Origin of the sequence: Marinobacter confluentis (genome assembly GCF_004785685.1) — a bacterium.
Classification (GTDB): domain Bacteria; phylum Pseudomonadota; class Gammaproteobacteria; order Pseudomonadales; family Oleiphilaceae; genus Marinobacter; species Marinobacter confluentis.
Window position 1 is genome coordinate 35796 of record NZ_SRPF01000004.1, and the last position, 13236, is coordinate 49031.

General features: G+C 57.9%; 13 protein-coding genes. 9 read left to right on the plus strand and 4 right to left on the minus strand.

Annotated elements, in window-relative coordinates; all coding sequences use genetic code 11:
* The first annotated feature begins 83 nt into the window (after window positions 1–83).
* The 4 genes from trpE to trpC all read left to right on the plus strand — a co-directional run bounded on the left by trpE (window position 84) and on the right by trpC (window position 4655).
* Complete coding sequence (trpE, locus tag E5Q11_RS13250) at window positions 84–1571, plus strand: anthranilate synthase component I (RefSeq protein WP_135803929.1); 1488 nt, start codon at window positions 84–86, stop codon at window positions 1569–1571.
* A 16-nt stretch (window positions 1572–1587) separates the two neighbouring features.
* Window positions 1588–2166, plus strand: coding sequence for an aminodeoxychorismate/anthranilate synthase component II (locus E5Q11_RS13255; protein WP_135803930.1), 579 nt, complete (start codon window positions 1588–1590; stop codon window positions 2164–2166).
* A 466-nt stretch (window positions 2167–2632) separates the two neighbouring features.
* Window positions 2633–3661, plus strand: coding sequence for an anthranilate phosphoribosyltransferase (gene trpD / locus E5Q11_RS13260; protein ID WP_135803931.1), 1029 nt, complete (start codon window positions 2633–2635; stop codon window positions 3659–3661).
* 172 nt (window positions 3662–3833) lie between these two features.
* On the plus strand, window positions 3834–4655 hold the full coding sequence (gene trpC / locus E5Q11_RS13265) for an indole-3-glycerol phosphate synthase TrpC (protein ID WP_135803932.1): 822 nt from the start codon (window positions 3834–3836) through the stop codon (window positions 4653–4655).
* A 177-nt stretch (window positions 4656–4832) separates the two neighbouring features.
* Here trpC and E5Q11_RS13270 read toward each other — a convergent pair whose 3' ends face one another.
* Complete coding sequence (locus E5Q11_RS13270; RefSeq protein WP_135803933.1) at window positions 4833–5447, minus strand: DUF4202 domain-containing protein; 615 nt, start codon at window positions 5445–5447, stop codon at window positions 4833–4835.
* A gap of 14 nt (window positions 5448–5461) precedes the next feature.
* Window positions 5462–6079, minus strand: coding sequence for a glutathione S-transferase family protein (locus E5Q11_RS13275; RefSeq protein ID WP_135804215.1), 618 nt, complete (start codon window positions 6077–6079; stop codon window positions 5462–5464).
* Between the two features lie 307 nt (window positions 6080–6386).
* On the opposite strand from E5Q11_RS13275, the gene E5Q11_RS13280 reads away from it, so the two are divergent.
* The 3 genes from E5Q11_RS13280 (at window position 6387) to E5Q11_RS13290 (ending at window position 9562) form a co-directional block, all read left to right on the plus strand.
* Window positions 6387–7355, plus strand: a complete 969-nt coding sequence (locus E5Q11_RS13280; protein ID WP_135803934.1) for an ABC transporter substrate-binding protein — start codon at window positions 6387–6389, stop codon at window positions 7353–7355.
* 102 nt (window positions 7356–7457) lie between these two features.
* The gene (locus tag E5Q11_RS13285; protein WP_135803935.1) at window positions 7458–8492 is read left to right on the plus strand and encodes an ABC transporter permease; all 1035 of its coding nucleotides are present in this window, start codon (window positions 7458–7460) and stop codon (window positions 8490–8492) included.
* A gap of 11 nt (window positions 8493–8503) precedes the next feature.
* Window positions 8504–9562: a quaternary amine ABC transporter ATP-binding protein gene (locus tag E5Q11_RS13290; protein ID WP_135803936.1), complete on the plus strand. Its 1059-nt coding sequence runs from the start codon at window positions 8504–8506 to the stop codon at window positions 9560–9562.
* 15 nt (window positions 9563–9577) lie between these two features.
* Here the strand turns inward: E5Q11_RS13290 and E5Q11_RS13295 are convergent, their stop codons facing one another.
* Complete coding sequence (locus E5Q11_RS13295; protein ID WP_135803937.1) at window positions 9578–10309, minus strand: META domain-containing protein; 732 nt, start codon at window positions 10307–10309, stop codon at window positions 9578–9580.
* 75 nt (window positions 10310–10384) lie between these two features.
* Here E5Q11_RS13295 and E5Q11_RS13300 point away from each other — a divergent pair, with 75 nt between their 5' ends.
* Window positions 10385–11122 carry a glutathione S-transferase family protein gene (locus E5Q11_RS13300; RefSeq protein ID WP_135803938.1) on the plus strand — a complete coding sequence of 246 codons (738 nt, stop codon included), beginning with the start codon at window positions 10385–10387 and terminating at the stop codon, window positions 11120–11122.
* A gap of 17 nt (window positions 11123–11139) precedes the next feature.
* On the opposite strand, the gene E5Q11_RS13305 is transcribed toward E5Q11_RS13300, so the two are convergent.
* Window positions 11140–12144: a helix-turn-helix domain-containing protein gene (locus E5Q11_RS13305; RefSeq protein WP_135803939.1), complete on the minus strand. Its 1005-nt coding sequence runs from the start codon at window positions 12142–12144 to the stop codon at window positions 11140–11142.
* Window positions 12145–12286: 142 nt separating this feature from the next.
* On the opposite strand from E5Q11_RS13305, the gene E5Q11_RS13310 reads away from it, so the two are divergent.
* Window positions 12287–13216 carry a sterol desaturase family protein gene (locus E5Q11_RS13310; RefSeq protein ID WP_135803940.1) on the plus strand — a complete coding sequence of 310 codons (930 nt, stop codon included), beginning with the start codon at window positions 12287–12289 and terminating at the stop codon, window positions 13214–13216.
* The last annotated feature ends 20 nt before the right edge of the window (window positions 13217–13236 follow it).

The window sequence follows — 13236 nt, forward strand, 5'->3', positions numbered from 1 at the left end:
CCTGACCATACCTTTTAAAGGCCTTTGACATACCACCGCGTTGTCTCTCGCCATTTTGCAGAACAGATTTCAGGAAGCTTCTCATGAAACCCGAGCAATTCGCCGAGCTCGCCAAGGCCGGCTTTAACCGTATCCCCGTATACCGCGAAGTCCTCGCTGACCTGGACACCCCCCTGAGCACCTATCTGAAACTCGCCAGCGGGCCCTATTCCTACCTGTTTGAATCGGTCCAGGGCGGCGAGAAATGGGGCCGTTACTCAATCATCGGCCTGCCCAGTGTAGAAGTGCTGAAAGTCTTCGGCGACAGGATCACCATTACCCGAACTGGCCAGGTGGTTGAAGAGACCACAGCGGATGACCCGCTGACGTTTGTGGAAGAATACCAATCCCGCTTTAACGCACCGGACCTGGAGGAACTGCCCCGCTTTAACGGCGGCCTGGTGGGTTACTTCGGCTATGACACCGTGCGCTACATTGAAAAACGCCTGCGGCCCACCTGCCCGCCAGACAGGATCGGCACCCCGGATATCCTGCTGATGGTGTCTGATGAGGTGGTGGTGTTCGATAACCTGCGCGGCAAACTGCACCTGATTGTCCACGCCGACCCCGGGCAGGACGGCGCCTATGAGCGAGCGATCCAGCGCATCGACGAACTGGAATCCCGCCTGCACCGGCAAACCGCCGATGCCCCGCGCACGCCGGAAAAGCTGCGCGGCAAAACCGTGGACGAGAGCGACTTCATTTCCGGCTTCAACCAGGAAAGATTCGAAGCGGCGGTGGGCAAGGTCAAGGAATACGTGCTGGACGGCGACGTGATGCAGACGGTGATTTCCCAACGCATGTCGATACCGTTTGAAGCACCGCCGCTGAACCTGTACCGATCCCTGCGCGTGCTGAACCCGTCGCCCTACATGTACTTCCTGGATCTGGATGATTTTCACATCGTCGGCTCCTCACCGGAAATTCTGGCCCGGGTGGAAGACGAAGAGGTCACCGTGCGCCCGATTGCCGGCACCCGTAAACGCGGCGCCACCGATGCCGAAGACAAGGCTCTGGAAGCAGAACTGCTCGCCGATCCCAAGGAAATTGCCGAACACCTGATGCTGATCGACCTGGGCCGCAACGACGCCGGTCGGGTATCGGAAACCGGCACCGTGAAGCTGACGGACAAGATGATCGTGGAGCGCTATTCCCACGTGATGCACATCGTGTCCAACGTCACCGGCCGCCTGAAAAAAGACACCAGTTGTCTGGACGTGCTGCGCGCCACCCTGCCCGCAGGCACCCTGAGCGGCGCACCGAAAATCCGGGCGATGGAAATCATCGACGAGCTGGAGCCGGTGAAGCGCGGCGTTTATGGCGGCGCCGTGGGCTATCTGTCGTTCAACGGCAACATGGACACGGCCATTGCCATTCGCACTGCCGTGATCAAGGACAAGACCCTGCACATACAGGCAGGGGCCGGTGTGGTTGCCGATTCGGTGCCCCGCCTTGAGTGGAAAGAAACCATGAACAAGGGCCGCGCAATCTTCCGCGCTGTTGCCAAAACCTACAACGATTTCGACCACTGAGGCGGAGGAACAGATTATGTTACTGATGATCGACAACTACGATTCCTTCACCTACAACGTCGTTCAGTACCTGGCGGAACTGGGTGCGGACGTTCACGTTTACCGCAACGATGAAATCACGGTAAAGGAAATCGAGGCGTTGAACCCGGAACGGCTGGTAATCTCCCCCGGACCCTGCACGCCCAATGAAGCGGGCGTTTCCATGGAAGCCATTCGCCATTTCCAGGGCAAACTGCCCATTCTGGGCGTCTGCCTGGGCCATCAGGCCATCGGCCAGGTGTTCGGCGGCGATGTGATTCGCGCCGGGCGTGTGATGCACGGCAAGGTGTCCCCGGTTTACCACAAGGACGAAGGTGTGTTCCGCGGTCTGAGCAATCCGCTGCAGGCCACCCGTTACCACAGCCTGGTGATCGATAAGGAAACCCTGCCGGACTGCCTTGAGGTCACCGCCTGGACCCGCAACGACGATGGCTCGGTGGAAGAAATCATGGGCGTTCGCCACATGACGCTGCCCATCGAGGGAGTTCAGTTTCATCCTGAATCGATTATGACTGAGCAGGGGCATGAGTTGTTGCGGAACTTTCTTAGAAGTTAGTTTGTGGCTTGGGTGGTTTGGATCTGGGTCCGGTCCTTGGTGGGGAGAGGGTTTCCAAAACACGCTGTAAATACGTCCGTGTACGCTTGGGCTCCGCCATCCATGGCTCCGCACAGTTTTGGAAACCCTCTCCCCACCAACGCCCTCATTTCAAGGTTGTTCCAGTGTGTTCTCCACTCAGATTTGGAGCGGCAAAAAACGGATACGGCGAAGCAAAGACCTGATAAGCCCGCTCGAAACATCCGAGGGCTAAGGCTGGGAAAGTTACTTCCCAAAACGTGCGGAGCCATGGATGGCGGAGCCCGAGCCCACATGGACGTGCTTGTTGGCGATTTTGGGAAGTAACTTTCCCAGCCTTGGCCCATTCGCCGTAAATAGCGGGCTATCCAAGCAGCAGACTATTAAATTGCTAAGCTAAACCGAAACACCGAACATAATAAGCGGACCAAACCGAAGGGGCCCGACGATGGACATGAAAGAAGCTTTGAACCGCATTGCCTCGAATCTGGATCTCTCCACCGAGGAGATGAAAGACGTTATGCGGATTGTGATGAAGGGTGAAGCCACCGATGCTCAGATAGGTGCCTTTCTGATGGGGCTGCGCCTGAAGAGTGAGACCATTGATGAAATCACCGGCGCCACCGAAGTGATGCGGGAGCTGGCTACCAAAGTGACGGTAAATGCCGATCCGCTGGTGGATATTGTGGGTACCGGCGGTGACGGCGCTAATCTGTTTAATGTATCCACGGCTGCTTCGTTTGTAGTCGCCGCCGCCGGTGGCTTTGTGGCGAAGCACGGCAACCGCGCGGTTTCATCCAAAAGCGGCAGTGCCGATCTGCTGGAGAATCTCGGGATCAACCTGCAGATGACGCCCGAAGAAGTAGCCCGCTGCGTGGAGCAGATCGGCGTGGGTTTCATGTTCGCCCCGGCCCATCACAGCGCCATGAAACACGCCATCGGGCCGCGCAAGGAACTGGGTTGCCGCACCATCTTCAACATCCTCGGCCCCATGACCAACCCGGCGGGCGTAAAGCGCCAGCTGGTTGGCGTTTTCAATCCTGAGCTGTGTCGCCCGATGGCGGAAGTGTTGCACCGCCTGGGTGCGGAACACATCATGGTGGTGTGCGCGAAAGACGGCCTGGACGAAATCAGCCTGGCAAGCGCCACTCATGTGGCTGAATTGAAAAATGGCGAAATCACCGAATATGACATTACCCCGGAAGATATGGGTGTTAAGAGCCAGGCTCTGGTCGGTCTGACGGTAGACACTGCCGAGGATTCTTTGAGATTGATCAAAGCCGCCTTCGGACGCGGACATGATGAAATGGCGGAAAAGGCTCGTGACCTGATTGCCTTGAACGCCGGTGCAGCCATTTACGTTGCTGGTCTGGCAAAAACTCCAACCGCTGGTGTCGAAATGGCACTCGACGCAATGGGCTCCGGATTGGCAGCCGGCAAAATGTCCGAACTTGCCGATTTCTCGCAGTGCTTTTGAAAGTTTTAACTCTGAAGGCAATTCCAAAGCTTGAAGGGGCGGTGGCAAGGACCTTTCCAAAACTGTCGTCAGCCAAGGATGGCTGACGCCAAGCCCTACAAGGACGTATTTACGGGCGTGTTTTGGAAAGGTCCTTGCCGCCGGCCCAAACACCAAATCCATTAGGCCGAAAATGAGCGACAGACACCTTGATAAGACACCGACCATTCTCCGGAAGATTGTTGACCGGAAATGGGAAGAGATTGGTGAAAGGAAGCGGAGTGTTTCCATCGCCGATCTGAAAGCCATGGCTGGCGACCAGCCGCCAGCGCGTGGCTTTGCCGATGCTCTGCGAACGCGGATTAACGCAAAAACACCTGCAGTTATCGCTGAAATCAAGAAGGCCTCACCGAGCAAAGGCATCCTTCGCGATCCGTTTGAACCAGCCGCTATTGCTGAAAGCTATGAAAAAGGCGGGGCCGCTTGCCTGTCAGTCCTGACCGACAGAGACTTCTTCCAGGGCCACGAAGACTTCCTGAAAGCCGCCCGCAACGCTTGTAGCCTCCCGGTGATCCGCAAAGACTTCATGGTGGCGCCCTACCAGGTGTACGAAAGCCGCGCCATGGGCGCCGACTGCATCCTGCTGATCGCGGCTTGCCTGACCCGAGACCAGATGCAGGAACTGGAAGGCATTGCCCATGACATTGGCCTGGACGTTCTGGTGGAAGTTCATGACGGTGAGGAAATGGACGACGCGCTGACGCTGACTACACCGCTGGTAGGCATCAATAACCGTAACCTGCACACCTTTGATGTGTCGCTGGACACCACGTTCGACCTGCACGAGCGGATTTCCAACGATCGCCTGACCATCACCGAAAGCGGCATCATGACCATTGATGATGTTAACGCGATGACCGAGCGGGGAATCTACGGGTTTCTGGTGGGTGAGTCGTTTATGCGGGCAAAGGAACCTGGCGGCAAACTGAGAGAGCTGTTTTTCCCGGAGCGTTAATCAGTCCGAACCGCGAATGGCGATTTTCTGTGAAGGCTGCTCCGAGACTGGAGCGCGGCGGCGGGGGCAAGGTTTCAAAATTGTGCGGAGCCATGGATGGCGGAGCCCAAGCGCACACGGACGTGTTCACAGCGTATTTTGAAACCTTGCCCCCGCCGACGTGCGTGCACCAAAGGGTCAGCCCTCAGGATCAGCCAAAGCCTCCTGCAACAACGCCAGAAGATGCGCCGGCATTCCCTCCGCCAGTTTCAGGGCAGCCGCATGCCCCCGGTGGGACATTTTTCCCCAGGTCCGGCGAACGATACGAAGCCATTTCTCCCGGTCGTAATCCGCCTTCTGCTCATAGAAGTCCTCAAAATAGCGCTCCAGAAACACCATGCAGGCCACATCTTCCAGCAGCTGGGTGTCCTCATCCTGCCGCAGCTCCCGCTTGGTCAGAATGGTCTCAACCCGCTGGCACTCCTCATCCGGAAACCCACACCCCGCCATGATCTCCGCCGCCCTGCGCCCGTGCATGCGGCCGCAGGCCTGACGCCACTGGTAGTAGGCCTTGCGACCCTCCGCGAAATCGCTTCGGGGCATGGTCCAGCGTTCGATGTGCTGGGCCCGGCAGGCAACCTGCATTCGTGGCGACGGGTTTGGCTCCAGCTCGAAAAGCCAGCGGGTCATGTGCAGGCTATAGGCGTATTCCTTGGGCAGGGATTCACCGTTGACCTGTTCCCGATTCGGGTCCGCCCGGTTGGCCTCATCAACGGCATTCAGCGCACAGGAAAGCGGGGTCTCAGAAGTCATAGTCATTCCTTTAATCACACCTTCGCGGATGGCCGCTCTTTGATTCGCTCAAACCAGGCCTTGAGGTTTTCCTGCTCAGGCCGGATTCGAATATCCACTACCCGGGCAAACGCCATGGTAGTGAACGCATTGATGTCCGCGGCGGTAAACCGGTCGCAACAGATAAACTCTTTGCCTTCCAGCTCTTTGTCCAGAAACGCCATGAACTTTTCGACCGTTTTGCCACATTCCACGCCCCATTCCTTGATGGGATTCATCCGGTCCTTGAAGTATCCGCTGGTGTGCTGGAAACACATGCCGGTGGGCATGAAAAAAGAGAACTCGATCCAGCGCAGCCACTGTTCCACAAGCGCCTTTTCCAGCGGCGTATCGCCCAAAAGCGATGGGGTATCGGGGTAGGTTTCCTCAAAATACCGACAAATGGCCATGGTTTCCGAGATGCAGGTGCCATCATCAAGCTCCATCACCGGCACCTTTTTCATGGGATTCTTCGCAGCGTATTCCGGGGTCAGGTTCTCCCCTTTCTGCAGGTCGATCTGGATGAATTCGGCCTCGTTCAGCAATCCCTTTTCTGCCATGAACATGCGGACCCGGCGGGGGTTGGGGGCGGTGCTGGTTTCAAAAATTTTCATCATCTCAGGCTCCAGGGACGGCGGACATTAGCTTCATTCCGAAGCCTGACGCGGTATCTTCAAGCCGTCAAGTAAAGCGGAATAAGCATTCAGTCCTTAATAACGATTTACATGAACGCCTTGTAACGCTGCTCAGGATCCGTATTCTTACTTATGTATTCTAAAGGGTACGGAAAGATTTTCATTTATTTTACCGTGACAAAAACAAGACCTCAGTTTCGTCCGCCCAAGGGCAAGACGCGCCTCTCTGCGACCATTCGTCGCACCTCGAACCCAAATTCCGAAAATTCGATCAGGAGTACTTAACATGCGTAAATTAACGCCGATTGCACTGTTGTGTGCATTGTCAGCCCCTTCAGTGGCATCCGCCGAGTGCGGCGAAGTCTCCATTACCGAAATGAGCTGGACCTCGGCATCTGTCGTCACCAGCGTTGCCAAGTTCCTGATGGAGCAGGGTTACGGCTGCGACGTCACCGTGGTCCCCTCCGACACGGTTCCCGCCGTTACGTCTGTCGCCGAGAACGGTGAGCCGGACATCGTCACCGAGCTGTGGCTGAATTCGGCGGGCGAGGCTTACCTGAAACTGGAAGAGCAGGGCAAGATCGAGCGCGTTGCCGAAGTGTTCGCACCCGGCGGCGTCGAAGGTTGGTGGATTCCCACTTATCTCGCCGAGGCCCATCCCGAGCTGAAAACCATCGAAGGCGTGATGGCCAATCCGGAACTGGTCGGCGGTCGCTTTAACAACTGCCCCAGCGGCTGGGGCTGCCGGGTTGTCAGTGACAACCTGATCCGCGCTCTGGACCTGGAAGCGTCAGGCCTTGAGGTGTTTAACCACGGCTCCGGTGAAACCCTGACCACCTCCATGGCCTCCGCCGTTGAAAGCAACGAGCCCTGGCTCGGTTACTACTGGGGCCCGACAGTCCCCCTCGGCAAATATGACATGACCAAGGTCAAGATTGGCGAGTACAAGCCCGAGGTTCACACCAAGAACCAGAGCCCGGATGCCGAAAACCCGGGCGTGTCCGACTTTCCGGCTGCCACCATCCTGACCGCCGTCACGACAGACTTTAGTGACCGCGAGCCAGACGTGGCAGAAATGCTGGGCAACATGACCTTCAAGACCTCCACCATGAGTGGCCTGCTGGCCTGGAAAGATGAAAACGACGCCTCTGCGGAAGAGACTGCCGTTTACTTTCTGAGCAACAACAGCGACGAATGGTCCAGCTGGCTTAACGACTCGGCCAGAAAAAATCTCGCCAACATGCTTGGTGAGTAAAGCCCTACAGAAAGAGCCGGTTCGCCGGCTCTTTTTCTTTCCGGGTTTTAAAAAATCATACCCAATACCTCATTCTGAAAGCGCAAGGAATATTGACAGCTCATGGCCACCTACGACTTTCTTTTTTCATCGCTCGGTCTCAAAGAGTGGTGTGCAGAAGGCAAGAGCGACGCGCCCATGTCTATGGCCGCGCTGCTCAGTAAATCAAAAGGCACGGACGAACAGGAAGTCTCAATCTGGGAGCTGCCTTTTCCATCCATGGACGCGCTCAATGACTCCTGCGCCAGATTTCCCCAGTCCCGGGATCTGACCAAGGGACTGGAAGAAGGCTTTCTTGCCGTCAAGGACAACCTCAGCGTTGTGCTGGACCCAATAACCCAGCCCCTGAGCTGGGCCCTGGACGGCACCCTCTACGGCATGTTGAATACCCCCTGGTGGATCGTGATACCGGTGCTGCTGGCGGTGGTGCTGTTTGTCACCAAATCCTGGAAGCTGGTCGGTTTCGTGGCCGGCAGCCTTTGCCTTCTGGCCTTTATCGACTATTACGAATACGCCATGCAGACCCTGGCCATCATCTTTGTGTGCGCCTTTCTCTGCGTGCTCATCGGGGTACCTATCGGTATAGCCATGTCCCGCAGCGACATGATGCAGCGGCTGACGATTCCGGTGCTGGATATGCTGCAGACGCTGCCGCCCTTCGTGTACCTGATTCCGCTGATTTTCCTGTTCAGCGTGACCGAATCCAAACTCTACGGCATTGCCATCATTCTTTACGCCATTGTGCCGGTGATTCGCCTGACCAACCTGGGCATCCGGCTGGTGGATAAAGACGTGATTGAAGCCGCCAACGCCTTCGGCATGACCAGCCATCAGAAGCTGTTCAAGGTCCAGATTCCCCTGGCGTTGCCCAACATCATGGCTGGCGTAAACCAGACCATCATGATGAGCCTGGCCATGGTGGTGATCGCGTCCCTGGTGTCCGCTCCCGGCCTTGGTGTGCTGGTACTTCAGGGCATCCGCAACCTGGAGCTGGGTGTTGGCCTGGTGGCCGGCCTTGGCATTGTGATCCTGGCGGTGATTCTTGACCGGGTCACCAAAGCCTCGCTGGCGCGCATCAACGCCTCGCAGAAACAATAAGGGAGCAAATCATGGGCCAGGACATCAAGATATCCATTCGCAACCTGTACAAGATTTTTGGCAAGACGCCGGACGTTGCGCTGGAATACGTCAAGCGAGGCATGGGCAAACCAGAACTTCTGGAGAAGCACAAACACGTGCTTGGCCTGGAAAACATCAACGTCGATATGCAGGAAGGCGAAATCACGGTAATCATGGGGCTATCGGGCTCCGGTAAATCCACCCTGATCCGCCATCTGAACCGCCTGATCGAGCCCACCGACGGCCAGATAATGATCGATGGGGAAAACGTGCTCGACTTTGATGAAGAGCGCCTTCGCAAGCTGCGCCGTGAAGGCATGTCCATGGTGTTCCAGAAGTTCGCCCTGCTGCCTCACCGTACAGTGCTGGAGAACGCCGGCATGGCGCTTTCTGTTCGCGGATTCAAGGTTGAGGAATTCGAGTCTGAGGCCAGAAAATGGCTGGCCCGTGTCGGCCTGGAAGGTAACGGCGACCAGTACCCCCATGAGCTTTCTGGCGGCATGCAGCAACGGGTGGGTATTGCCCGGGCTCTGGCGTCCAACTCGCCAATCATGCTGATGGATGAAGCTTTCTCGGCGCTGGACCCGCTGATCCGCTCGGACATGCAGGACCTGTTGCTGGAGCTACAGGAAGAACTGCAGAAGACCATCGTGTTCATCACCCATGATTTGGACGAAGCGCTGAAACTGGCCGACCATCTGGTCATTCTCAAGGATGGCCACGTGGTCCAGCAGGGGGAGCCCCAGGAAATCCTGATGAACCCGAATGACCCCTACATCACTGACTTTATCGCCGATATTAACCGGGCACGAGTGCTGCGGGTTCGCTCGGTAATGGAAAAAACCAGCGAAGCCCCGGAAGACTGCGCGGGGGACCTGTCGGAACACGACAACCTGGAGTCGGTGATTGCCAGATCCAATGGCGACACCGACCTTGTTTACCGGGTTACCCGCAGGGGTAACCAGATTGGCATTCTGGACATGAAGGTTCTGGTGCGGGCACTGGTGCCGACGGAATCGTCAGACAGCGTTGAGCGGGCCCAGCTCTAGAGCCCGCCAGCAGCCTCACCGGGCTGCCCTGATGACGGGTTCGCCCCCGGCGCTGATCACCAGGTCAGCCTCCCGGCTGATGTCAAAGGCGTTTGCAGCTTCAAGCTGGCGCAGGAACCGGTCTTCCTGATCCATCAACGCTGGCTCGCAGGCTTTGCGAGTTGACGCCAACCGGCTTACCTCGAGGGTTTCGCCGTTTAACGACCAGGTACCGGTGTACTGGTTGCATGAGCCATTGCCGGCAATTCTGCCCTCAGGCAGGAATTCAATGGTGGCCCGGGATTTATCAATGACACCGCGGTCGCCGATCGTTGCGACGACCCATTCAACCCCCAGGATCAGCTGCTCCGGATCACCACCGCAGCCGGCAAACCGGTCACCATTGATGAACAGTCGCACCTGACGTGGGTGCGGCATACCCGTCATGGTGTCACGACATAACTGCGGCGCCGTGACCAGTTCAATGGAGAGCCCGTCCCGGGCGGCCCGGAACCGGTGCCCGGTATCGGACTGCGCCACTGTCTCGTAGCGCAACTCTTCCGTGGGTTTTCCCGGGCGTTCCAGCACCAGCTGCCCCGGCTCGACAATAACGCGCCAGAAGGGCTCATTGCCGGTTGCCGTGAATGGCTTTTCCAGGGCGGGGCCGGGGTCCGGAACCGGCTCTGGTTTTTCCGGTGACGACGAACACCCGGCCAGTCCCGCCAGTAACACAGCGCCCGCAAATACCAATAGTTGAGTTCCTTTCATCAATCCAGTCTCCTTCTAAACCTGATAGTATTCAGCCATTCCCGATACAATCCTGATACAACACGGAGCGTGTTCATGGCCATGCAACTATACCAGTTTGCCATTTCCCATTACTGCGAAAAGGTCCGTTGGGCGTTGGATTATAAGGGCATTAATGTCCAGATTATTAACCTGCTACCCGGCCAGCATGTAAAAACCATTCGCAAGCTGGGTGCCGAGGTGTCGTCCGTGCCGGTTATCGTTCACGATGGCCACTGCGTTCAGGGCTCCGCCAACATTCTGGACTATCTTGACGAGACCTTCCCGGAACGCCCACTGACGCCGTCGGACCCCACCGCCCGGACGCTGGCCCTGGACTGGGAAAAGCGTATGGATGACGAACTGGGGCCGGCGGTTCGCTGTTTCGCCTACCATTATTTTTTGCAGCGGCCGAAGCTGGTGACGCCGATGCTGACCGCAGGCACGCCTTTCTATAACCGCTACCTGATCCGTCTGGCCTTCAGCCGGGTCGACGAGATCATGCGCAAATGGATGAAGATCAACGACAAAACTGCAGAGACCGCGCGCCAGACCATGGAGCGCTACCTGACCGAGCTTGCCCAGGCGTATCAGACGTCGCCCTGGCTGGCCGGTGACAGTTTCAGCCGCGCAGACATAACCGCAGCCGCCTTTCTGGCCCCCATGTTCCAGCCACCCCAGTACCCTGTACCCTGGCCAGACCCGAAGCGCATTCCAGCGCCGGTACAGGACTGGCTGGGGCAATGGCAGCCACAGCTGCAGACCCTGGAAACACTGTACGCGGCCAACCGCTGAGCGTTTAGCGCTGGCTCTTAACCTTTCGCCACAGCCTGGCGCCGGTCCCTCCCCGGCGAGCGGCCGGTCCAGCGTCTGTAGGCCCGGTTGAAAGCGCTCTGTTCGGAAAACCCCAACAACAGCGCGATATCGGCCAGGGTGAGTGATTCATCCTCCAGATACTGGTGAGCCAGCTGTTCGCGGCTGCGATCCAGCCACTGTTGCCAGCTCAGGCCGTGAGGGGCCAGGCGCCGCTGAAGGGTTCGCGGGGACATATGCATGGCAGCCGCCGCCCGGGCCAGCGTGGGCTCGCCGTCTGACAGCATTCGCAACACCACCCGCTGCATCTGTTGGTCTGCCTCGGTGCCCTGGGGTAGGGCCTGCAGCATGGCCCGGGCCTGGCGGTCCAGCAGACGGCGCAGTGTCGGGTCACGCCGTGGCATGGGCAGGCTGAGGTAACGCAGGGGAAAGCGCACCCGCACGTGACTGTCGTTCCAGGTGACCGGGCAGCCAAAAAAGGCCTCGTAAGCGCCAGCGCTTTCCGGCTCAACCTCATGGAGAAAACAGATGGCCGATGGTGGCGGTGGATGATCAATCTGGCGCCGCAGAAAGGTCACAAGCGCGGCAATGGCGGCGCCATCGGCCTGCTGCCCCAGCTCGTTATCCGAAGGCGGCCAGCGGATTTCCGCTTCGGTTTCCATCATTTCGATCTGGACCAGACTGGTGCCGTAGAACAGGGTTTCATAGCGCTGATACGCCAGCATGGCTTCGCCCAGTGTGTCCGTTGCCAGAACCAGGTACCCCAGAACCCCCACATGGCTTGGCGTTACGCAGGCGCCCACTTCCAGTTCCGGCGCCGGACGGCCGGGTGTCAGGGCCAGGCCCTCTGCCAACATGCGACGCCACACATCCACCGGGACATTGTCCTGGGCTGCCCGCCTCGCCAGTTCAAGCCTTAAGCTACCGGCGTCCAGCCCCTGCTGGTCGAGCCAGTCTTTCAATAGGCCGGTCCAGGCACCGGTCACGCGGATAACGCTGGCCATGGCTGTCAGGCTCCTTACGTGCTCTGGTCGCGGTTTTTGAAGTAATGACCTGAATAGTCAATTTTATGGCGTAAATTGTCAATTTTTACCCGTAGTCACGGGGGACACTGAAGATCTGATAGCAAACCTGAGACTGCCCTTCATGACCCTGACCGACATGATGATCAACGCCCTGCGTGACAGCGGTCTATTGGCGCTCTGGGAAACGCTGGCGCCCTGGCTGGCACTGGATGAGCGGCAACTGATTTTTGTCATTGCCACGCCGGTGTTCATTGGCGTGGCGGTCTGGGAATATTTCCGCATCCGGCAGGACCCGGCCAAGATGAATCTGCCAGAGGCCTTTCGCAATTTTGCCCTGGGCGCCGGCTACCAGGCCACCGAACTGCTGTTCGCCGGGCTGATCGCTTTCCCGGTATACGCGCTCTGCTACCACTTCCGCCTGCTGGACCTGGAACTGAACGCACTCACGGTTTTTCTTACCTTCATTGGCGTGGATTTCTGCTTTTACTGGATGCACCGCAGCAGCCATCGGGTCCGCTGGTTCTGGGCGGCCCACGTGGTTCACCATTCCTCTGAACGGATGAACTTTTCCACCGCCATGCGCCAGAACGCGACCAACATTTTCAACGGCAACTGGCTGTTCTATCTGCCCCTGGCACTGATCGGTTTTAACCCGCTCTGGATCGGCGTGGCTTTCGCCCTGTCCCTGGTGTATCAGTTTTTTATTCATACAACGGTGGTCAATAAACTTCCCGGGCCGGTTGAGTACCTGTTCAACACCCCCAGCCACCACCGGGTACACCACGGCCGTAACCCCGGCTATATTGACCGCAATTACGGCGGCACGCTGATTATCTGGGACCGGCTGTTCGGCACTTTTGTGGCAGAAGATGCCCAGTCGCCCCCGGAATATGGCATTACCACACCGGTGCCATCCAACAACCTTCTGGTCCTCTGGACCCATGAATACCGGGACATGTTCCGGGCCATGGCCAGACCCGGCCCGCTGGGCCAGCGGCTGAAACACCTCTGGAAACCGCCCGAGTGGCAACGCAGAGACGGTTCCCGGTAGACTCCACTTCCAATAAAAAC

Bases quoted from the DNA above. Each gene is read 5' to 3' on its own strand.
- trpE (WP_135803929.1), top strand. From the start codon at position 84: ATGAAACCCGAGCAATTCGCCGAGCTCGCCAAGGCCGGCTTTAACCGT.
- E5Q11_RS13255 (WP_135803930.1), top strand. From the start codon at position 1,588: ATGTTACTGATGATCGACAACTACGATTCCTTCACCTACAACGTCGTT.
- trpD (WP_135803931.1), top strand. From the start codon at position 2,633: ATGGACATGAAAGAAGCTTTGAACCGCATTGCCTCGAATCTGGATCTC.
- trpC (WP_135803932.1), top strand. From the start codon at position 3,834: ATGAGCGACAGACACCTTGATAAGACACCGACCATTCTCCGGAAGATT.
- E5Q11_RS13270 (WP_135803933.1), bottom strand. From the start codon at position 5,447: ATGACTTCTGAGACCCCGCTTTCCTGTGCGCTGAATGCCGTTGATGAG.
- E5Q11_RS13275 (WP_135804215.1), bottom strand. From the start codon at position 6,079: ATGAAAATTTTTGAAACCAGCACCGCCCCCAACCCCCGCCGGGTCCGC.
- E5Q11_RS13280 (WP_135803934.1), top strand. From the start codon at position 6,387: ATGCGTAAATTAACGCCGATTGCACTGTTGTGTGCATTGTCAGCCCCT.
- E5Q11_RS13285 (WP_135803935.1), top strand. From the start codon at position 7,458: ATGGCCACCTACGACTTTCTTTTTTCATCGCTCGGTCTCAAAGAGTGG.
- E5Q11_RS13290 (WP_135803936.1), top strand. From the start codon at position 8,504: ATGGGCCAGGACATCAAGATATCCATTCGCAACCTGTACAAGATTTTT.
- E5Q11_RS13295 (WP_135803937.1), bottom strand. From the start codon at position 10,309: ATGAAAGGAACTCAACTATTGGTATTTGCGGGCGCTGTGTTACTGGCG.
- E5Q11_RS13300 (WP_135803938.1), top strand. From the start codon at position 10,385: ATGGCCATGCAACTATACCAGTTTGCCATTTCCCATTACTGCGAAAAG.
- E5Q11_RS13305 (WP_135803939.1), bottom strand. From the start codon at position 12,144: ATGGCCAGCGTTATCCGCGTGACCGGTGCCTGGACCGGCCTATTGAAA.
- E5Q11_RS13310 (WP_135803940.1), top strand. From the start codon at position 12,287: ATGACCCTGACCGACATGATGATCAACGCCCTGCGTGACAGCGGTCTA.